The organism is Flavobacterium sp. ABG, from assembly GCF_001027725.1.
Lineage (GTDB): Bacteria > Bacteroidota > Bacteroidia > Flavobacteriales > Flavobacteriaceae > Flavobacterium > Flavobacterium cupriresistens.
In genome coordinates, this window is the sequence record NZ_LEKS01000015.1 from 48,076 (window position 1) to 69,010 (window position 20,935).

16 protein-coding genes and 2 pseudogenes are annotated in these 20,935 nt (G+C 35.0%); 4 read left to right on the top strand and 14 right to left on the bottom strand.

What is annotated here, in order from left to right; all coding sequences use genetic code 11:
• The first annotated feature begins 480 nt into the window (after positions 1–480).
• Positions 481–1,110, top strand: coding sequence for a DsbA family protein (locus AB674_RS15490; protein WP_047778047.1), 630 nt, complete (start codon positions 481–483; stop codon positions 1,108–1,110).
• A 351-nt stretch (positions 1,111–1,461) separates the two neighbouring features.
• Here AB674_RS15490 and AB674_RS15500 read toward each other — a convergent pair whose 3' ends face one another.
• Both AB674_RS15500 and AB674_RS15505 read right to left on the bottom strand, forming a co-directional pair.
• Positions 1,462–3,234 carry a MutS-related protein gene (locus tag AB674_RS15500; protein ID WP_047778050.1) on the bottom strand — a complete coding sequence of 591 codons (1,773 nt, stop codon included), beginning with the start codon at positions 3,232–3,234 and terminating at the stop codon, positions 1,462–1,464.
• 69 nt (positions 3,235–3,303) lie between these two features.
• Positions 3,304–4,137 carry a universal stress protein gene (locus tag AB674_RS15505; RefSeq protein ID WP_047778051.1) on the bottom strand — a complete coding sequence of 278 codons (834 nt, stop codon included), beginning with the start codon at positions 4,135–4,137 and terminating at the stop codon, positions 3,304–3,306.
• A gap of 226 nt (positions 4,138–4,363) precedes the next feature.
• On the opposite strand from AB674_RS15505, the gene mnmE reads away from it, so the two are divergent.
• Entirely contained in the window at positions 4,364–5,764 is a 1,401-nt protein-coding gene (gene mnmE, locus AB674_RS15510) for a tRNA uridine-5-carboxymethylaminomethyl(34) synthesis GTPase MnmE (RefSeq protein WP_047778053.1), read from the top strand.
• Between the two features lie 115 nt (positions 5,765–5,879).
• Here the strand turns inward: mnmE and AB674_RS23235 are convergent.
• A pseudogene (locus AB674_RS23235) lies at positions 5,880–6,326 on the bottom strand (IS6 family transposase).
• A 303-nt stretch (positions 6,327–6,629) separates the two neighbouring features.
• On the opposite strand from AB674_RS23235, the gene AB674_RS15515 reads away from it, so the two are divergent.
• Positions 6,630–8,525, top strand: a complete 1,896-nt coding sequence (locus tag AB674_RS15515; protein WP_047778054.1) for a flavin monoamine oxidase family protein — start codon at positions 6,630–6,632, stop codon at positions 8,523–8,525.
• Between the two features lie 368 nt (positions 8,526–8,893).
• A pseudogene (locus AB674_RS15520) lies at positions 8,894–9,130 on the top strand (tRNA uridine-5-carboxymethylaminomethyl(34) synthesis GTPase MnmE); the annotation flags it as partial.
• Between the two features lie 53 nt (positions 9,131–9,183).
• Here the strand turns inward: AB674_RS15520 and AB674_RS15525 are convergent.
• The 11 genes from AB674_RS15525 to AB674_RS15575 are packed head-to-tail and all read right to left on the bottom strand — an operon-like array spanning position 9,184 to position 20,883.
• A complete protein-coding gene (locus tag AB674_RS15525) occupies positions 9,184–9,873 on the bottom strand; it encodes an MBL fold metallo-hydrolase (protein WP_047778057.1) in 690 nt (229 codons plus the stop codon).
• Positions 9,873–10,589, bottom strand: a complete 717-nt coding sequence (locus AB674_RS15530) for a 4'-phosphopantetheinyl transferase family protein (protein ID WP_165579385.1) — start codon at positions 10,587–10,589, stop codon at positions 9,873–9,875. Before AB674_RS15530 ends, AB674_RS15525 begins: the two co-directional genes overlap by 1 nt.
• Positions 10,590–10,602: 13 nt before the next feature.
• Positions 10,603–11,574 (bottom strand): acyltransferase domain-containing protein, encoded by a 972-nt coding sequence (locus tag AB674_RS15535; RefSeq protein ID WP_047778061.1) that lies wholly within the window; start codon positions 11,572–11,574, stop codon positions 10,603–10,605.
• Between the two features lie 23 nt (positions 11,575–11,597).
• Positions 11,598–12,344, bottom strand: a complete 747-nt coding sequence (locus tag AB674_RS15540) for a polyketide synthase (RefSeq protein ID WP_047778062.1) — start codon at positions 12,342–12,344, stop codon at positions 11,598–11,600.
• Positions 12,332–13,120 (bottom strand): enoyl-CoA hydratase/isomerase, encoded by a 789-nt coding sequence (locus AB674_RS15545; protein ID WP_047778064.1) that lies wholly within the window; start codon positions 13,118–13,120, stop codon positions 12,332–12,334. The genes AB674_RS15540 and AB674_RS15545 overlap by 13 nt, the downstream gene beginning before the upstream one ends.
• On the bottom strand, positions 13,111–14,358 hold the full coding sequence (locus AB674_RS15550) for a hydroxymethylglutaryl-CoA synthase family protein (protein ID WP_047778065.1): 1,248 nt from the start codon (positions 14,356–14,358) through the stop codon (positions 13,111–13,113). The genes AB674_RS15545 and AB674_RS15550 overlap by 10 nt, the downstream gene beginning before the upstream one ends.
• A 23-nt stretch (positions 14,359–14,381) precedes the next feature.
• The gene (locus AB674_RS15555) at positions 14,382–15,641 is read right to left on the bottom strand and encodes a beta-ketoacyl synthase N-terminal-like domain-containing protein (RefSeq protein ID WP_047778127.1); all 1,260 of its coding nucleotides are present in this window, start codon (positions 15,639–15,641) and stop codon (positions 14,382–14,384) included.
• A gap of 16 nt (positions 15,642–15,657) precedes the next feature.
• Positions 15,658–15,891: a phosphopantetheine-binding protein gene (locus AB674_RS15560; protein WP_047778066.1), complete on the bottom strand. Its 234-nt coding sequence runs from the start codon at positions 15,889–15,891 to the stop codon at positions 15,658–15,660.
• A 20-nt stretch (positions 15,892–15,911) separates the two neighbouring features.
• Positions 15,912–17,231 (bottom strand): NAD(P)/FAD-dependent oxidoreductase, encoded by a 1,320-nt coding sequence (locus AB674_RS15565; RefSeq protein WP_047778068.1) that lies wholly within the window; start codon positions 17,229–17,231, stop codon positions 15,912–15,914.
• A 32-nt stretch (positions 17,232–17,263) separates the two neighbouring features.
• Positions 17,264–19,540 (bottom strand): ACP S-malonyltransferase, encoded by a 2,277-nt coding sequence (fabD, locus tag AB674_RS15570; RefSeq protein WP_047778070.1) that lies wholly within the window; start codon positions 19,538–19,540, stop codon positions 17,264–17,266.
• A gap of 32 nt (positions 19,541–19,572) precedes the next feature.
• A complete protein-coding gene (locus tag AB674_RS15575) occupies positions 19,573–20,883 on the bottom strand; it encodes an NAD(P)/FAD-dependent oxidoreductase (RefSeq protein WP_047778071.1) in 1,311 nt (436 codons plus the stop codon).
• Positions 20,884–20,935: the final 52 nt, after the last annotated feature.

Below are 20,935 nucleotides of genomic sequence, written 5' to 3' on the forward strand. Positions count from 1 at the left end.
GTGGGAATGTGATAATGAAATACTAAATCTGAAAAACTGGATTTGAAAAACTGGATTTGAAAAACTGGATTTGAAAAACTGGATTTGAAAAACTGGATTTGAAAAACTGGATTTGAAAAACTGAATCCGAAATACTGAATCCGAAATACTGAATCCGAAATTTAAAAGTACGAAAGGTAATCTCCAATCAAACACTTCTTTCTGTAATAGTCAAATCTTTAAAATAAGAGAAAAAACTAAAACATAAAACCATGTTGCATCCGATAAATGGAATAGGTCTGACAAAATGATTCGGTACAACATTTCACATCTCACCTATTCCATTTTCATCTATTAGATTTCTCATTTTTACATTTTTACATTTTGCATCCTGCATTTCAGATTCAGTATTTCACATTATCTAATTATCTCATTTTCTCATTGCCAAATTTTCATAACCAACATTTCACTCCTAAAAAATATTTCTCTATTTTTGTTACTATGAAAATAGAAATCTGGTCGGACATCATGTGTCCGTTTTGTTATATAGGAAAAAGACAATTGGAAACTGCTTTGGCTGAATTTCCAGATGAAGAATTTGAAATTGAATGGAAGAGTTTTCAACTTGATCCAACCATTCCGCTACAATCAGGGCAAGACGTTTTTACATTCCTGGCAGAGCATAAAGGGATTTCGGTTGAGCAATCTATAGCCATGCACAAAGACGTCACTGAACGTGCTAAAAGCGTTGGTTTAGACTATCATTTTGAGAAGGCTATCGTTTCAAATTCATTACCTGCTCATCGCATTATTCATTTAGCCAAAACTAAAAATCTGGCTGGCGAAATGGAGGAAATCTTTTTTAAAGCATATTTCACAGAAGGAAGAGATCTAAATGACGATCCTACCTTATTGGAATTAGCCGAAAGTGCAGGTCTACCTTCAGACGAAGTTTTAGAGGTACTGAAAAACGACAAATTGTTTCTAAACGATGTACATACCGATATTATCGAAGCAAAACAAGTTGGCGTACAAGGTGTTCCCTTCTTTGCTTTTGATCGAAAATATGCCGTGTCGGGAGCACAACCGGTTGAAGCCTTTGTACAAACGATAAAAGAACTACAGAAATAAGAGATTGTAGATTTTAGATTGCAGATTTTAGATTCTTGACTTTAGATTATTGATTATTTGTTTAATATCTTTTTTTTTGACCAGAATAATAAAATAAAAAGATGTAAACTTATCTAGCGCTAGATTGGTACTCAATATCATTTCGCAGAAATAACACGCCCAGCAAAAAATCTAAAATCAACACTCTAAAATCTAAAATAACTCCTGTTTTCTGCATTAAAAAAGTGGCACTTTTGTTAAATGAAACACAAAGATAAAACTTATCGAGCGCTAGATTCGTACGCAATATCATTTCGCAGAAATAACACGCCCAGCAAAAAATCTAAAATCTACACTCTAAAATCTAAAATCTCAAATAACTCCCATTTTCTGCATTAGAAAAGTGGCACTTTTGTTTTTACAAATTCCATTACGGAGTTTGTAATCAAAATGCAGTTCTTCATTTTTAATTTCGACTTCGAAACATTGGTTGGTTAAAATTTCAGGATAATCATTTGTTGTCAGGCACACTTCTATATCGTGTGTTGCAATGGCACCAATCGCTTTTTTAGCAATTATCTTTTTTACGACTTCAATTGTTCCGTTGCGTTTGTCATCGGAATTGGTTCCTCTTAGGATTTCATCCAGTAAAACAAAAGCCGGTTTTTCTTCCAGAGCATCCATAATTTGTTTCAGACGTTTTATTTCCGCAAAGAAATAAGATTCACTATCGGACAAAGAATCCGATAATCGCATGGAAACTAAAACAGGTAACGGATGCATATTAGCTTCTGAGGCACAAACCACAGAACCGATTCCGCCTAAAACCATATTAACGCCCAGGCTTCTTAAAAAAGTGCTTTTTCCAGACATATTCGACCCCGTTAGAATCACAAACGACTCGGGATAAAAATGAGTGTCATTGCCTACTCTGCTTAACGGATTCAACAATGGGTGAGCCAAATCTTTAAATCCAATTTTATATTCGGAATTTATTTCAGGGAAAACAAAATCAGGGTTATTGTAGGCTAAATTAGCTAAACTGTTCAAAGCTTCAAATTCACCAATTATTGAAACCCACTTTCCGAGTTCTGTCGCGTAATTTTCTTTCCATTTTAAAAGCGATTTTAAAACATGTACATTAAACAAAAATGTCCCGTTAAATACAATTGCCGTGACAAAATTATTAATACTGTCCATTCTCGAGAACAACTCTGACAACTCTTTTACATGTGTACTGGCTGTTGCATTTCTAAATACAAGCTGTTGTTGCAGATCGATTAACTTTTTGGATTGAAAAGTCTCCGTTTCGATCTTAATCAGTAATAAACTATACTGTTTGATGATTTTATCAACGTTATCTGCTTTTGCAATTTCAGATTGAATTCTTTTAAAACATTGTCCTAAAACTATGGTGTTTGCAATAAAAATATACGTCAGATAACTCAGCAATATCATTTTCGAAGTAATGATATAGGCGATTAAAAAACCAAAAAACAAGGTTGGCAGTATTATAGAAAGTGCTATAATAACTTTAGGTAGCTTATTAATTTTAGAGGAACTCCAATGCATTATAGAATCATAAGCATTTTTAGAATCTGCACTTATTGTCGCTAAAGCCAGGAAGTCTTGCCTCCAATCCAGCTTGGATTTTAATTCGTTTATTGCTTCCTGATTCTCTAAAATGGTTGTATTAGGAAGTACCTCCAATAACTGATTCGCAAGCGTTTTTTTTCCAACAAAAGTGGCTGTTCTGTTTAAACTTTGAAACAAAGAATGTTCTCCAAAGATATCCAGATCGTATGCATAAGGGTGGTGAAAGTCATTAAATTCAATTCCGTTTTCAAAAGGCAATTTTTCTCTTTTCAAAAAGGCAATTTCATTTTCGTTAATCTTCAGTATCGCGGTTGCAAGCTGCTTTTCGAAAGATAACTTTGAGTGGATTCTCATCAAAAAAATAAAACCAACAAAAGACAGAAAAGCAAAAGCAACGTAGCTAATCTCGTTTGTCTTGATATAATAAAACAATAAAAATAGACAAAGAAAAACGCTTAAAAGACGTGAAATACTAATGCTGTTGTATCTTTTATTGATTTTTTTTAAAAGTTCCGTATACTGAACGACTTTATTTTGATATGAATTCATTTTGTTTATTTGATGGAACACAAATATAGGTTTTCCATAACAAAATAAACGTTCTGAATTTATAGTAATTTAATCTTCGTGCATAACCAAAACGGGCACAGGCACTTGTTTGGATAATTTTTTAGTGAAACTGGAGTCAAAAAGACTTTCAAAAAAAGAACGTTTGTGTGTGATCATAGAAAGAATATCGACTTCTTTGTAAAGCACAAAATCAAGAATTGTTTCTTTTACTTCATCACTTGGCAAAACTAAAAACTCTACATTTTCATTTGCAAACTCTTTCTCCCATTCTTTAACTGTTGCTTCAGGGACATCTGAACTTGAAGTTCTCACGTATAAACTTTTGACTTTAGCATCTGTTTTCTTCGCGATTTCGAGTACTTTTTTCAACTCTTTTTTGTCTTTTTCACGATAACGGGTTGTAAAGCCAATTACTTTAATTTTTTTGAACTTAGCATCAACCGGCACACATAAAACCGGCACTTCCACTCCTGAAATTACAGAACTGGTATTAGAACCAAGGAAAAATTTTGTCCAGTCGGAAGCTCCTGATGTTCCCATAATTACAAAATCAACTTTATCTTCTTCGACGGCATTTTTGAGGTTATACAGTAAGTCACCATCCATTAAACGGTGTTTTATTACGATGTTCCCTAATTTTCGTTCTTCAGCTATAGCTCTTAGCTTTGGAATTTCATTTTTAAACATTTCAAATTTGGCTAATTCTACCGAACTGTAAATTGCGGCATAATTTTCCGGAAAAAATTGACTGTCGTAAACCGGAATCTCAAAGGTATGCAACAAAATAAGCTCGGCATTTACAATCTTAGCAAACTCTAAGGCATGAACAAAAGCATTTGTTGCGGCCTCAGAAAAATCTGTGGGAAATAATATCTTTTTCATTTTGTTTGAGATTTAGAAGTTGTTTTCTCAAATTTAATCATTCTAAAAAGAAATTAACCTGACAATTATCAGTAATTTAACATTCTACAAAAACAAATAAATAATCTGTTAGGTACAATTAATTTTAACATGTAGGAATACAAACAATAAAAGTAAGCTGTAAATACACACCAGACAACGAACTCCGGGTTCGTGATTTTTGAGGCTTTTTTTATACCTTTGCAGCATGATAAATCAAGATTCTATAGTTGCATTGGCTACTCCTTCAGGAGCCGGAGCAATTGCCATAATTCGAATTTCAGGTTCCGACGCTATAACGATCGGAGACAGCGTCTTTAAATCCATCAAAAACAAGGATTTAACCAAACAAAAAACTCATACCTTACATTTAGGTCATATCGTCGACGGGTCGAAAACGCTTGACGAAGTTTTGGTTTCTGTTTTTAAAGGACCGAACTCGTATACCGGCGAAAACACTATAGAAATCTCCTGTCACGGGTCTACTTATATTCAGCAGCAAATTATTCAGTTGTTGTTAAGAAAAGGCTGTAGAATGGCCGATGCGGGTGAATTTACCCTTAGAGCCTTCTTAAACGGAAAACTGGATTTATCACAGGCAGAAGCTGTTGCCGATTTGATTTCATCAGACAATGAAGCTTCACATCAAATTGCCATGCAACAAATGCGTGGTGGTTTTAGCAATGAAATAGCCAAATTGCGCGAAGAGCTTTTAAACTTCGCTTCCCTAATTGAATTGGAATTGGACTTTGCTGAAGAAGACGTAGAATTTGCAGACAGAAGTCAGTTTCATGAACTACTGAACCGAATCGAGTTTGTTTTAAAACGTTTAATTGATTCGTTTGCCGTTGGAAATGTCATCAAAAATGGGATTCCGGTAGCGATCGTTGGAGAACCCAACGTTGGAAAATCGACTTTACTAAATGCCTTATTAAACGAAGAACGCGCCATTGTTTCTGACATTGCCGGAACTACACGTGATACTATTGAGGACGAATTGGTAATTGGTGGAATCGGATTTAGATTCATAGACACAGCGGGAATCCGCGAAACAAAAGATGTTGTGGAAAGCATTGGAATCAAAAAAACCTTTGAAAAAATTGAGCAGGCACAGGTTGTGATTTATTTGTTTGATGGTTTAAAGTTTCAGGTTTCAAGTTCGGAGTTTGTTTCGGAAATTGAGCAAATCAAGAATAAATATCCTTTAAAACCATTGCTGATTGTTGTTAATAAAAAAGATATTTTATCTGCTGATGAAGTTTCAAACATCACCGATAAACTCGAAAATTTAAACGCCAAACTTTTACTAATCTCCGCAAAAGAGAAAATTGGTGTGGATGATTTAAAGGATGAATTGCTTTCTTTCGTAAATACCGGAGCCCTTAGAAACAATGAAACAATTGTTACCAATACAAGACATTACGATTCTTTACTAAAAGCATTAGATGAAATACAAAAAGTAAAATTTGGTCTTGAAACGAATCTTTCAAGTGATCTTATGGCACTTGACATTCGCGAAGCTTTGTATCAATTTGGACTTATTACGGGTCAGGTTTCTAATGATGAATTGTTGGGGAATATTTTTGCTAATTTTTGTATTGGGAAGTAGGTTTCATAAAACATCACAAAATAAAACAAAGAGTCCCAGTTAAAATGCTATAAAACGGCATTTTGGTTCTGTCGCATCTGCCATATAAAACAGAAAGAAATTTCAGATCTGAAAATTATGCTGCCAATTTACAAAATGATTTAAACATACTTGTGCCTGGCCTAAGCATCTGATTCTTTCTCAACATATGTATAACTTCAATTCCACCTAAGGTTCTTTTGGCAGATTCAAAACTTTTGAAACCCAAACTATTTTGTATTCTCCACTTAATAAAGCGATGATCTTGTTCAACTATATTGTTCAGATATTTACATTGTCTAATCTTGATATTCGAAAAAGAGCGTTTATTGTAAACTCTTATAGCGCTAGTGTTCGAGCTGCTTTTATCTATATTTATTAACCTGGGTCTGCAGTTATTATTTATTTCCCTAGTTAGAAATCACTGGGCACTCATTCTTTGCCTTCATTTATTAAGAAGAAAATCTACTGTGTTATCCAATTTATCGACTACCCTATATAAATAGCACCAAATACCTTTAATTTTTATATAAGTTTCGTTCATTCTCCAGCTAGCTCCCTTTACTTTTTTATATTTTAATCTTCTTTATAAAGCCGCATTCATACAATAACCTTAAGTAATTTATTTTATTGGAATAAATCAATTTTATTCACAACAAAAAAACATCCATTCACGACAGAAAAACCTTCACTAATGACATCTTTTTCTTTTTTTTTATTTTCAATCATTAATTTCATTTCGGAAAATAAAATCTAGAGCTAGAAAGCATTTTCGAGATTATCCCAAAGAAAATACGAATACCATAGAAATCAAATTTTTTATTTTTTAACATAAAATTTATATAAAATGGGACAGTACAAAAGTCGTCAGGAATTTTTAAAAAACAATCCGAGATCAATTGCATTCGCCGCATTGGTTAAAGCAACAAAAATGCAAGACACGATTACCAATCAAGCGATTAAACTTAGTCCAAATCAACTAGAAGGAAAGGAGGTTATAATCATCGGGTCTGGTGTTGGCGGACTTACCACCGCGTATGAACTACTCGCTCAAGAATCAGGTGCAAAAGTAACCATTCTGGAAGCATCTCATAAAACGGGAGGACGCTGCATGAGCTTACGCACAGGGGATACACTCATCGAAGATGCAAACAGTGATTTGTTCGATTCGAAACCAGGAGAACCGCAAGTTGTTCGATTTAAACGCCCGGTGGGAGACTCAGAACCTTACCTTAATGCAGGCCCTGGTCGTATTCCAAGCAGTCACAAACGACTCCTTTCTTACTTAAAACGTTTTTCGGTAGACGTTGAAATATATGTGATGAACTCTGAATCTAATTTGGTTCAAAAGAACGAAAGTTTTGGAGGTAAACCTATGGTTTACCGTCGTTTGGATCATAATACAAGAGGTTGGTTGGCGCACATGGTATACAAAAATGCGGAAGAATTACTTCGTAATTCAAAAGTAGGAATTAGTGAAAGTAATCTTAAAACACGCGTTGAAGAATTACAAAGTTTGATGATCAGTTTCGGAGAGCTTGATGTAGATGGAACCTATAGCGCAACGGCTGGATCACCTGGCTTCGAGGATGGAAAAACACGCGCTGGATATGAAGTTTTACCTGGTGTTGCGGCTGGAATTGTAGCCGATGTTTTGAGTTTTGATAAATTGCTCGAATCAAAATTTTGGGAAGGCACAAAATTCTATCAACCTATAGATTTTCTTTGGCAACCTACTTTATTTCAACCCGTTGGAGGAATGGATCAGGTGCAACACGCTTTTGCTCAACAAGTGGCAGCTTTGGGAGGAAATATTCTTTTGAATAGTCCTGTAAAAAAAATAAAATGGGACTCAACTAAAGAAAAGTACATCATTTCGGTTGGACAAGTTGGAACAGAAGAACCGATCTATTACGAAGCTGATTATTGTGTTTGCAACCTTGCGATGCCTTTTTTGAAAAACATTCTAGATTCTGATCTCCTAAAATCGGGACTTGAACCTGAATTTAAAGATGCATTAGAAGCCGTTTTTGTGGCACAATTTGAACCAACACAAGCTCCAGGTTATAAACCGCGAAAAGACGGATACGTTCCGCGTTTTTTAGCCTGTACCTCCAAAGTGGGCTGGCAAGCAAATCGATATTTATGGCAAGGAAGCCCAATAAATCTCAAGACAATGGGAGTTGAAAAATCTGAAGTAGGAGTTGTACCTATTTTTGGAGGAATCTCTTGGACAGACAATGAAATTCAACAAATTTGGTATCCATCTACGGCATATCAAGACGAAAAAGGCGTGCTCACAGGCGCTTATAATTTTGATAAAATAGCACACGATTGGGGAAAATTACCCGTTGATGAGCGACTTACCAAAGCACGAAATGATGCCAGTAAATTCGGTAAGAAATTTGCCGAAGGCTTGGGAGAAGGCGTTGCTATAGCTTGGCAAAATATGCCAAATATTAAGGGGGGCTGGGCATATTGGCAATCCGTTGGAGATGCGAACTATTCAACGAAACAATTTAACGCTATTGCACAAGGATCTGGAATTATAGATCCGAAAACAAAAAATGCGAGCAATGCTAACTTTTTTATTGTTGGTGATCAAATTTCCTCCCTTCCTGGTTGGCAAGAAGGCGCTATTGCAGCCGCATTAAATGCAATTTCGAGAATGGCAAAACCAGAGGTTAAAATACAGCCATTGAAAAATTTACCAGACACTCGTTTGATGGTGGAAGGTATCTAAATCAATTCTATAGAAATGAATGGAACGACGTGGAAGGTATTCTGCGTCGCTTTTTTTCATACTGCAAATCTTAATTTAAAATATACTGCTTGCAGAATTATGGATTTTGAACAACAATGACCTTTAAGTATACATTTTTTAATGGATTTAAAATTCTAAAGATAAAAGTTATTATCAGATGCGACAGACTCCTTACTCTTTCTTCCATTTCAATAGAATTTAATTACTTTTCTAATTTTACTCATGTCTGTTATTTTGTTTGCCATAATCCGTATATTTTTAACGAATGTATGGTTCTAACAACATGAAAAAATGAATAGTTTTTAATCGTTAATTAACCACAAAACTTGGTGGTCAATTTACTCCGGAACGGGGCACTTAGAAACAACGAAACAATCGTTACCAATACAAGACATTACGATTCCTTATTAAAAGCATTAGATGAAATACAAAAAGTAAAATTTGGTCTCGAAACGAATCTTTCAAGCGACCTTATGGCACTTGACATCCGCGAAGCTTTGTACCAATTTGGGCTTATTACGGGTCAGGTTTCTAATGATGAATTGTTGGGGAATATTTTTGCTAATTTTTGTATTGGGAAGTAGGTTTCACAAAACAACAATAACTAAAACACTACAAAAGAGCATTTTATGCAATATCATCTAGAGAATCGATCATCTATTTTCTTATTAAAAGTCCACTCCAATATTTTATGTTGATTTTTTCGAGTCCGAAAAGCAATGAAAGATTTTTTCGAAATGAACTGAAAGTAAATATTGTATATCATTAGATAAGAAATTGATTTTCCCGGTGCTTCACCATATGAATGACCAGGCCAAAACAGGGAGTGCTCAGGCAGATAATTTTTCAAGAATTGAACGGAATCATATAAAGATGCCGCACCATCTTCAGAACAAACTCCAACACCTTCAATAAAAACAGTATCTCCAGAAAACACATGATTATCAATTAAGTAACAAACACTGCCTGAAGTATGCCCAGGAGTAAGAATTGGAGTTATTTCGATTGTACCTATTTTAAAGTTTTTCAAGTGAGAAACCAATTGCAATTTAGAATATGTTAATCGAAAAGTAATTGCATCTATATCGGAGCTCCACACAGGAACATTTTTTTCTTTAGAAAATTTTCCTGCCAGATCTATATGATCTAAGTGGCCATGAGTAAGCAATACACCCTTTAATAAAATTCCATTTTCTTCTATATAATTAGTGATCAGCTCGTAATCCCAAGCCGGATCAATCAAAACACCTTCGTATTGATTATGGACCAGATAGCATTGATTCTTAAAAACACCATTAGTAACCTCAAAAAGTTGCACATAAATCATCAGGATTGTAAATTTAGATGCGTTAAATGTTTAGCAAAATTAGTTAAATCTATATCGGTACGTTTGGGACAAGTAATGGAAACAATATAAGAGTCCAGAACTATAGAAAATGATTTGTATTGCCTAAAATTCTTAAAACTTGCACTATATAATCCATTTTTGTAATCAAGGGAATCTAATTCCAAATAGTTGAAATCAATCATCATTCCTGTCTTTAAGATTTTAGACAGGCTTTCTTTTACAGTCCAAAGCAATGTATAGGCTGAAGCCTTATCATTCAGATATGAATTTGCTAAAGTTATTTCTTGCTGAGTAAACATATTCATCATAGAATCAACTTTTTCCGGATTAATTTTTTCAATATCCACCCCTATAGGATGAGCTTCCGGGTAAGCTATGGAAATACCAATAGCATCACAGTGCGTAATAGATACCTGAAAACCAGAACAAGACAGTTGCTCTATGACCGGGAATTGAAAAACACCGAAACCTACTTTAAAAGAACTCATAACGGTATTTGTCGGAATAATTTTGCCTAAAGCACTCTTCGCACTAATGCGACCTAACAAATAACTAGATTTTCGTCTATTGAATTTTAGAGCATTTAAATAGGTGATCTCATCCGGATGTAAAACTTCTAAATATCCATTTAAATCGGTTAATTCTTTTTTTACAATGGTATATCCCGCTATATGTTCCGAGTTTTCTCTTACCAATCTTATAATACCTTCATATAACATAGGAAGAGTGATTAGAAATTAAACTTTTTACTTTTTCTAATTGCTTAAGCTCATTTCCAAAAGGGGATAAAATAGGCTGTATGCTGGACTCAGATGTTTTTAGTATGGAATATTTAGTAAAAGTAGCACTAGTACCCGAAGGTCCCAGGTCGATATAGAAACACGGTCCGAGTTGTTCCAAAAAGTCAATTGTTTTACTATGACTGGAATAAGAACTTACCACTTGACTATAATACTCGGCATCAATTTCTTTTAAAAGATCTGATGTCACGCCAGACAAATAATGTGTCTTAGGTGGAACCAAATCAATCCCTTGTTGCATATAATACGAAAAATCATGTAAACCTTCCTTAAGGAGAGGAGAATGAAAAGGAACAGTTACCGAAATACGTTTATGCATTATCTCTTCTTCCTTTAAGATTTTTTGATATTGATCCAAATTTGCTGTTGTCCCGGAGACCGTATAACTTCCCTTAAAATTATCGATGGCCAGGTACAAGTTGTATTGTTCATATATTTTAAATTTATGATGTGTCTCTGCGTTTATAACAGTAAGCATACCTCCTTCCAGATTACTCCTTGTTAAAGATTTGGCCTGTTCCATAGCTACTTTTATAGCTGTTGATGCAGACCAAATACCACTGGCAACACCAGCAGCAAACTCACCAAGACTTTGGCCGAAAACATAATCCGGAAAAATATTGTAAGACTTCATTACCTCTATCATAGCAATCTCAATTGCCACGATAGCAGGATGGGTGATTAGCAGCTCATCAAAATCTGAGTCATCTTTACCATATAGTTCATGCACAAGAGATCTATTCAAATATTTCTGAAAAATCAGATCACTTTCCTCCATGCTTGATCTAAAAACAGCATGGTCCATGAATAGGCTTTTTCCCATATTACGATACTGACTACCCTGGCCAGAAAATAAAAAGACAACTTTATACTTTTTCATATCTTGTGTAAGATTACTAATGTTTACCTCTCGAACAAAGCTTTTATATTTTCTTTAACCTGTGGTTGATGAAAAGTTATTTTATGCATTTCTAATTCTTGCTCAAATATATCCTTTAAACTCCTCTTGATTTTTGATGTCATATGTTTTTTTAGCGTCACTAATGAAAGTCTTGGCTTCTCAGCTAATTTCTTTGCTAATGCTATTGCCTCTGTACGAACTTCTTTTTTTGGAACTACGAGTAAAGAGACTCCTCGTTCCTGCAATTCTCCTCCCCTATAACTTTCGGCTGTAAAAAGCATTTCGCTGCCTAAAGAGGAACCAAAACGCAGTGGCACCATGTAAGTTGCTCCCATACCCGGAGTGAATCCGTATTTCATAAAATTTGCAGTATATATATTTTCCTTTCCTAAAATTTGAAAATCTGCATAACATCCGAAAACAAGTCCTCCTCCAATTGCGTGTCCTTGCATGGCAGCAATTACAGGAATTTCGCAATCAATTGGCGCTGTAAAAAAATCTAATTCCGTAAATTTCAACTTTCCATCATATATTTGTTGTAACTCGTCCGGGGTTCCTCCGCAAGAAAAATAGCTATCGTAACCTATTAGAATTACTACTTTATACGCTTTATTTTGGTTTACAATTGCAAAAGCCTGTTTTAACCCTTGCATTAGTTCTTTAGAAAATGTATTTCTTGACACTTTATCTTGCATCGTAATTTGCACAATTTCTTCTGTGATTTCTGTAATGTTTACTACCTCTCCCATGGATATTCTCCTTTCTCAATAAAGTTCTTTATATTCTTCTGTACCGCTTCAGACTCCATTAGTGTCTGTAATTTATTAACTGCTATTGTTTTGGTATCCTCCTTTATAATCCAGAGTTTTGCCGTATAAGATTTAATTTCCTGAATTGTATTCGTTTCTAATCGACTAAGCCTTAGTATATTTTTCCTTAGCAGATTATCAATTTCATCTGTCACTTCATCTACCAGACCTATTTCATAAGCTCGTTCTGCCGATATTCCAAGTGTAATTAATGTCAGCCATTTGGCTTTCTGCGGACCAGTTCTTTGCATCAAAAAAGGCATTACACAAGCGGGTAACAATCCAAATAAGGCTTCAGATAGACCAAAAGTTGCCTGACTATTTGCCAGTACTATATCACTAGCTGCAACTAATCCTATTCCTCCTGCATTTACTTTACCTTCAACTTTTGCTATTACCACCTTATCAATTTCGCTAATCGCTTTCAAAACATTGTAATATTGATCCGGTTGTTGATTCATTAAAGCTTCCTTCTGCTGATTTGCCACCGCTTCAAAATCCATTCCGGTACAGAATTGATTTTCATTACCGGATAGTACTATGATTTTTACTTTTGTGTTTTGTTTAACCTCTTTCAAAACCTCCAAAAGTTCATTTGCCATCAAGGCATTAATACTATTATGCTGTTCGGGTCTATTGAGCTGAATATGGAGAACCTCTCGTTGTTGCCTTACCAAAATGGTGCTGTAATTATTATTGACCTCTATCATACCCATTCGTAAATTCTGTGATAATTTTTAATTTCTGAAAAGATCAGTTTCTTTTTTCCTTTTACTTTACTGAAGGGTTCCGGATATAATGTGGTGTCTATTTTGTAATCTCTGGTTCCGAATTTGATTTGTGAGTTAACAGCAAAAGTACTTTCGTATTCTTCCATAGATAATACCACTCGTTCGTCTAAATGTTCTTCTATAGCCAAAGGTGAAATTAACATTTGACTTTGAGGATGTATCACTCCACTAAAAAACTCGGAACAGCATCCTGATCCATATGAAAATATGCCAACTCTTTTTGGGGTTTCAAAATTTCCTTTTTCAATCATGCTTACTAATGCCAAATAAGTTGTTGCTCCCATAATGTTTCCAACTCTCTGACAATATTCTAAAGAAGGAGCTACACGTCCTTGGAAATCTTCTTCGATCTGATCCGGTTTTGCCTTTTTGAATTTTCGCATATTGGTTCGGTGTGCCCCTTTTACCATTCCTCCAAATGGTGTATGAAAGACTAAGTATTGAAAACTATCCTGATAATCTATATCATCAACTCTCTTTTGGTATTCTTTAAAGCTGTTTTCGCAGCAATCCAGATAAGATAATAAAGATAAATCTGAGTCTCCCGCTTCTTTGTCTGCAACGGGTCTGCAAGTATCCATAACCTCATAACCGTAATAACCGCTGGCTCCTTTGTCTATTTCAAATATTTTTGGTTGATCACTAATCAGCATGGCTACAGCTCCGGATCCGGATGAAGGCTCTACAAAAGACATTTCCATGGCTCCTCCTTCTACTGTACTCATCCTCATAATATCTGTAGCGATGACTAAAACTTTTCTACCCACAGCGGTACCCGAAAGGATAAAATTAATAGCCATCTGAAGACCTGCCGTTCCGGAATAACAGGCATTTTTGAGCTCGAACAATCTGCAATTTCGACTCAATTTTAAATAATCATGTATGTACGTACTCATCGACTTTCCAAAATCAATACCTGATTCTGAACAAGTGATCAACATATCTATGCTTTCTATTTCTTCATCTGTCAATGCATCCAATAAGGGTTTTGCTGCATTAACCCCATTAGAGATCGGATCTTCATAGGGCATTGGCACTGTTTTCTCTTTCATTAACAAATTCTCAAATCGCTCGGTGTTTAATTGTCGATGTTTTGCTAATTCAGCAACGTCTATGACTGCTGATCCACAATATATATTTATAGCTTCTATTCCTGCTCTCATATTTTTTTCTGATTCTATATTGGTTATGCTTCTAGAATAATAGCTGTATTGATACCTCCAAAACCAAAACTATTACTTAATGCGTATTGTATTGAATGGGCCTCTCTATAACTTTGTATCCAGTCCATAGGGTAATCTATCGGTGTTTCTAAATTAAGATTTTCGTGCACAAAATTTCCATTCATTTGTATCAGACTCGCAATAGCTTCAACAGTTCCTGCTGCTGTGATACCATGACCAATTAGTGATTTTGTGCTGTTTATCGGTTTGTTTCTGAGTTCCAGATTAATCAAAGCTTCAATCTCTGTATGATCTCCCAGTTTTGCCCCTGTGCCATGCGCATTAATGTAATCGATTTGTTCTGCCAGAATACCTGCTTTTTGCATCGCTTTAGCTATAGCCTTTTGTTCTCCATCTACTGAAGGATTTGGGTTTCTATTGGCATCTAGTGTCACTCCATAGCCTGATATCGTTCCAAACACTTTTGCTTTTCTTTGCTGCGCATGCTGCTTTGATTCTAAAATAATTGCTCCAGCATTTTGTCCGTATACAAATCCTGAATGATTGATATCAAAAGGTTTGTACAGGGGAATTTCCGCTGTCTCTGATGCTACTGGCTGCATAGCTCCCAAAGCCGAAAATCCTTGATATTCATAAACGGATAAATCCATCATAGGAGCAATTACCATAACAACATCATATGCTTGAGTTTCTATAAGTCTGCAAGCTTGAATGATTCCCATGTTTCCACTGGCACTGGCTGCTCCAACTGTAAATCCTTCTCCTGTAATCTCAAATAATTCTGATGCTACACCTATCATATCACTATCCAAAAAATTGAATCCATAGGAAGGTTTCATGAATTGCATTTTATTTTTGTACGTTTCTCTGATATCCTGACAATGCTGCTGTTGTGTATTGCTGCCTGCTACAACTATAGCTATTTTACTTTTATCTATCGTTGACGGAAGCTTGGCTTGATGCCAAGCTTCCAGAGCACAAAATGTTCCATAAGCAGTACTTAATGAAATATCCCGTAAACGTTTAACTTTAAGTTTCCAATACTCCTCAAACTCACTATCTGATATGTTTTTTTTTAGATCAAAATCTTCTACTTTCCCATATACGTATTTAAAGGTTCTATCTTCTATAACATACTCCTTTATAGCAAAATTCGATTTTCCGTTTTTTAAAGCCTCTGTAAAAGCGGGAATTCCTATTCCTACTGGAGTAACGACTCCCATTCCTGTTACACAAGCTTTATGTATTTGATCTGTACTCATAGCAACGCAGGTGTTTTTATTTTTCAGCAATCAATTCTGCTAATTCATTTATGGTTTGTGCTCCTGCTAATTCTATTCTAGGAATTTCTTTCTCTAATTGTTCTAATGTCAATGCGATTAATTCTGCTCTATCGATAGAATTTGCTCCAATATCTGATAGTTTCTCATCATTAGATATTATTTTTCCTTCCAGTTCTGGAATAATCTCAAGTAAATTTTCTCTGATTTGCTCTATTATTTGATTTTTCATATTCTTGTTTTTTATTTTAATTATAAATTTGTTTTAAATACTTTCCACATAATTTTGGGTCTAAATAGTGTTTTTCCTGATTTAAGATATCCCGCTACTTCTAATATTTCTTTAAATAATTCTGTGTCTTTATTGGCTGCTTTTTGCAAAGCTTTCATGTATCCATTAACCATTTTTAGTCCAACAGGTTTTTCTCCTTCTGTTTCAGGATATTTAAAATCTTCATAAGAACCCGCAGTCCAAAAATCTTCTATTACGGCATTTACTTTTTTTATATGAGGCTTAAATACTTTATCATTTGCTGGAATAATTGTCAGTACTTCGTCTAAAACTTTGGCCTGGCATATAGAGGATGCCATTCCTTGCGCATACATAGGGTTGAAGTTTGAAACTGCATCTCCTAAAACAACATAAGAGCCCGGGAATTTTTTTAGTTTTTCATAATGTCTTCTTATACTATGTGGGCATTTAAATACTAGAAAATCTGTAAGTCTCTTAGCTTCTGATACAGTATCATATAATCCTGAAATAGGAAGTCCTTTTAAGAATTTTAATAATTCCTCATCATTTTGGGGTGGTTCAACTCCTCTCATTCCTATTAGCGTAAGTACCCATCTATTCTCTTCAATAGGCATAAGTACAGCTCCTAATTTTTCGTTTGGTGCATCCGGAGTGTAGCTAATTACTTCTGCTTTTTTTCCTTGAGGTATTTCTTTGCGCTCCAATAATATTGTTACGTACATTATATCAATCTTGATCTTAGTTTCTTCCGGTGTCGCATATCCATGCTGCTCTAACCATTTATAAGCTCTGGTTCCTCTTCCTGATGCGTCTACTACAAAATCGGTATTTATAAGCTGTTTTTCTCCTGCTTTTTCTAATACTAAGGCGTAGACATTTTCATCTTTCATTTTCATTTCTAACGCTTTGGTTTCATCTAGAATCGTAATATTCCCGATGCTCAAAACATGCTTTTTTACATGATATTCCAGAAGTTCCCTTGTCATAGTAAGGGCTGTAATTCCTGTAACTCCTTTTTTCTTATATCCTCCGTAAGAATACCAATTATAATCATTACATACATCCAGTTCTAATGCCCCGGCTTCTATTAATTCTTTTTTTAGCGAAGGAAAATACCCCAAGAGTATATTCATTGCCTGGGCTAATACCAAATGAATGTGCCTGGTTTGAGGTTGTCCTTTTCTCGTCTCTGGTTTATCATTTACTTTATCTTTTTCTATAATGGTTACATTTCTAAAATGTTTGCTTAATACTCTTGCTGTAACTAAACCAGCCATACTCCCTCCGATTACTACTGCATGTTCTCTTTTGGTATTCATACTCTTACTCTTTTACTGTTTTTACTTCGTAATTATACTTCGGCCAACGTGAATTTATTCTTCATTAGTTTTTCTGCAGCTTCCATAATTTTTATGCCTATTTCATCTACATGTCTATTTTGCCATGCTTCTAATGGAGTTCCTTTTACCCATTGATTAAATGCTCCTAAAGCTGCTCCGCTTTGTATTTGAAAATTACCTTGTTCCTCTGTGATTCCATCCAATGCATATTGACTTGCTAGCCTTAGATAATACTTAAATAGAGTAGCCATCTTTTTCTTAGGTCTTTCTTCTATACTCTCTATTTGTGATATTTCACCTCTTTGTATAAACTCTTGCTTGATCGTTTTCCATACTTCAGGCAAAGTTTTCTTGAAGTATTTAAGCACTAATTGCTCCCTTACATCATCAGGTATTGCCTCTAAACTATCATATCGTTGGTACAACTCGTATAGTTTTTTGGCACGTGTTGCAAAGAGAACTCCCTTCTTTAATACCTGAGCTTGTATACCGATCTCAAATAGTTCTTCGTCCGGGATGTAGGCTGTATCTTGTACATCACTATTTTGCAATAACTCTTTGGCTATAGGACTTAAACAAGATTCTACAGTACACTGATTAATTGAACCTGTAAGTACAAAATCGGCTTCCATGACAAAAGCACTAACAGCCGCTTCCGGTGTTCCTATTCCTCCGGAAATTCCCAGATGTATGGGTTCTTTATACTCATATTGCTGTTGTATTTGGTTGCGTAAACTTTTTATAGAAGGAAACAAAACAAATGCAGCGCTTCTATGCGTAACGCCTCCCGGGTCTGCTTCAATACAGATATCACCACTTAAAGGAATTTCTCTTGCCATTTCTGCTTGATCTTGTGTAATCCATTCTTTGTCCAACAACCTTTTAATAAGTCTTTCAGGAACTGGTTTCATAAAACCTTCTGCTACTTCTGGTCGCGATATTTTGGCTATGATTTGGTTTTTACATTTTATACTCTGATCCTTTTTCCTTACTAATCCAACCGTCCTAAAATAGGCCAATGCCAGGGTGATTTGGCTAAATCCTCCTGCTTCAATTATTGTAATCCCATTGTCTAACAACTTATTAACTAATTCAATTTCTTTATTGGGTTCAAGAATATTGTGATATAAATTAACTCCAAAAGGTCTTTCTTTTGTTACTTGTTCCTGAAGCTTTTCTATATCATTATTAATTTCTTTTATGGTGCGCCCTTTGGTTCCCAAAAAACCTAACATCTCAGAATTCGCCATTTTTTTTACCATCTCTACAGAAGCTATTCCCATATGGAGACCTCCTGCTACATAGGCATAAGAGGTGTCGTATCTTTTACAAAATGTGCTACTTCCTAATGTATTTATTCTATGGTTGATGGTTGTTTCTGTTGTTTCTTTCTCTACTTGCTTTTCGCTATTAAAGATTCCCCTTCCTATCTTTATTTCTTCATAGATGGGCGTACAATTGCTTTGAATTTGCTCAACCATTTTGGTTAATCTATCTCCTCCTACTTCTTCGAATTCTTTAACATTCTTCCCCATCAGATAACGGATAGAATCTACCCATTGCACCGAACTTGCAATTTGCTTACTCAGTAAATCTTTAATTTGATGCTGGTTATAACTTCTAGCCGTAACATTAGAAACTACCGGAACTTTGAGCTTATTGAATTCTAGCTTATGAATAAAATTATTAAACTCTTCTACTGCGCTTTGCATATATCTGGAGTGAAATGGTGCTGTAACCAGCAATTGAATAATTTTTATATTTTGCTGATCAAAATCTTTTACCAACTGATTGATTGCAGCTTCAGGACCAGATACTACTACTTGTGCAGGCGTATTGAAATTAGCAATATCTATAGCATGATGTCCTCCTTCTTCCAGTTTTTCTTTTAAAGCAATTTCATCTAATCCTAAAACAGCTGCCATAGCTCCCCCGGAAGCTTCTCCCATCAAAGCTCCTCTCTTTTGTACAATTCGTACTCCTGTTTCAAAATCAAATGCTCCTGCTGCCAATAAAGCATTATATTCACCTAAACTATGACCGATAAAATAATTTGCTTGGGTTGAAGCAAATTGTTCCTCGTACTTTAATGCATTAACAACAAACAAAGCAGGTTGGGTAAATTCTGTTTTGTTAAGTTCTTTTTTTGGATCTTTGAGACATAATTCTTCTAGGTCATATCCGAGGATATTTGAGGCTATTTCCATTTTGTCTTTATACTTCTCAAAAAGGTCCTTCCCCATTCCTTTGTATTGGGCTCCTTGTCCTGGAAACATTATTGCTTTCATTGGTTCTTCCTTGGTTTTAATTAATAAAAAAACTATTTACGCATATTAGCCGCGAATACTTTCCACATAAAAGGAGGAGAAAATAAATTCATTGCAGGTTTTATCATAACAGAAACCTTTACCAGCTCAGCATATACTGATGCATCCTTATTGGCTGCTTTATGAATTGCTACCATATATTTATTAACAAGGTTTAGTGCTTTAGGTTTTATACCTATAGTTTCCTCGTATCTGAAATTTTCATAAGCTGAGGCACTCCAACACTCATCTAAAACCTTAACTATTTTTTTAAAATAGATTGCAGACATATTTGCCGGATCATGTTTCTGTATTAGCTTCTCTAAAATTTCTACTTGCAAACAAGCTGAGGTTATACCTTGTCCGTGTGCCGGATTCAAATTACAAAACACATCACCTATCGGAAGGAATCCTTTAGGGAAATCAGCTAATTTTTCAAAATATCTCCTTAAACAATAAGGAACCTTGTAGGTTACAAAATCGCTCTCTTTATTGCATGCAGATAATACTTTATAAAATCTTTCATCCGGTAATTGTTTAAGGAATTCAAGTAAATCTTCATCAGTCGGAGGATCTTCTTTATGCCAACCCGCTACACAAACCAAGTTTTGATTATTTTCAATAGGTTGTATCACTACTCCTATTTTTTCGGGAGATGTTGGCGAGTACATCAGCATCTTTCCGTCCTGAAGTCCTCCTTTGGGGCTGTTGTATATAGCTGTTTTGTAGGTAATATTAACGACGGTTCTCTCCTCTTCTACTTTTGAGAAATTGTTATTCTCTAACCACTTAGGCGTTAAGGAACCTCTTCCGGTTGCATCAATAACCAAATCTGATTTTATTTCGTACTCTTCAGTATCTATCCCTTTAACTTTCACGCCTTTAATTGTTCCGTTTTCTTCAATAAGATCAATATATTTGGTTTTATCTACTATTTGAACATTAGGTATTTTCTCTACCCTTTTTCGAAGTGTATAGTCAATTATTTTTCTGCTCGATAATAAGGTGTTTATACCTGTAATCTTGTTTTGTTTTACTCCTCCATAAGAATACCAGTAAGCACCATTTCCCAGATCTAACTCTACCGCGCCACTATCTTTTAGCTCTCCTGTAATCCCCTTAAAATAGTGTTCTAAGGTATTTAAGCCTCTAAGCAGCAACACATGAAACTGTCCTGCATGAGATTGTCCTTGTCGTACTTCTGGTTTATCTTCCAGTTTGTCTTTTTCGATGATGATTACTTTTTCATACTTTTTACTGAGTACTTTTGAAACCAATAATCCAGAAATACCTCCTCCTAATATAATTGCCGTTTTATTATCCATTTTATAGTTTTTAAAAAATCTAAGGCTTTAGTTTATAATTCAAATGATTCGC

Excerpts from the sequence above, each read along its gene's own strand:
- AB674_RS15500 (WP_047778050.1), bottom strand. The coding sequence starts at position 3,234 with ATGAATTCATATCAAAATAAAGTCGTTCAGTATACGGAACTTTTAAAA.
- AB674_RS15525 (WP_047778057.1), bottom strand. The coding sequence starts at position 9,873 with ATGATTTATGTGCAACTTTTTGAGGTTACTAATGGTGTTTTTAAGAAT.
- mnmE (WP_047778053.1), top strand. The coding sequence starts at position 4,364 with ATGATAAATCAAGATTCTATAGTTGCATTGGCTACTCCTTCAGGAGCC.
- AB674_RS15540 (WP_047778062.1), bottom strand. The coding sequence starts at position 12,344 with ATGGGAGAGGTAGTAAACATTACAGAAATCACAGAAGAAATTGTGCAA.
- AB674_RS15550 (WP_047778065.1), bottom strand. The coding sequence starts at position 14,358 with ATGAGAGCAGGAATAGAAGCTATAAATATATATTGTGGATCAGCAGTC.
- AB674_RS15575 (WP_047778071.1), bottom strand. The coding sequence starts at position 20,883 with ATGGATAATAAAACGGCAATTATATTAGGAGGAGGTATTTCTGGATTA.
- AB674_RS15545 (WP_047778064.1), bottom strand. The coding sequence starts at position 13,120 with ATGGGTATGATAGAGGTCAATAATAATTACAGCACCATTTTGGTAAGG.
- AB674_RS15555 (WP_047778127.1), bottom strand. The coding sequence starts at position 15,641 with ATGAGTACAGATCAAATACATAAAGCTTGTGTAACAGGAATGGGAGTC.
- AB674_RS15515 (WP_047778054.1), top strand. The coding sequence starts at position 6,630 with ATGGGACAGTACAAAAGTCGTCAGGAATTTTTAAAAAACAATCCGAGA.
- fabD (WP_047778070.1), bottom strand. The coding sequence starts at position 19,540 with ATGAAAGCAATAATGTTTCCAGGACAAGGAGCCCAATACAAAGGAATG.
- AB674_RS15565 (WP_047778068.1), bottom strand. The coding sequence starts at position 17,231 with ATGAATACCAAAAGAGAACATGCAGTAGTAATCGGAGGGAGTATGGCT.
- AB674_RS15505 (WP_047778051.1), bottom strand. The coding sequence starts at position 4,137 with ATGAAAAAGATATTATTTCCCACAGATTTTTCTGAGGCCGCAACAAAT.
- AB674_RS15560 (WP_047778066.1), bottom strand. The coding sequence starts at position 15,891 with ATGAAAAATCAAATAATAGAGCAAATCAGAGAAAATTTACTTGAGATT.
- AB674_RS15490 (WP_047778047.1), top strand. The coding sequence starts at position 481 with ATGAAAATAGAAATCTGGTCGGACATCATGTGTCCGTTTTGTTATATA.
- AB674_RS15535 (WP_047778061.1), bottom strand. The coding sequence starts at position 11,574 with ATGAAAAAGTATAAAGTTGTCTTTTTATTTTCTGGCCAGGGTAGTCAG.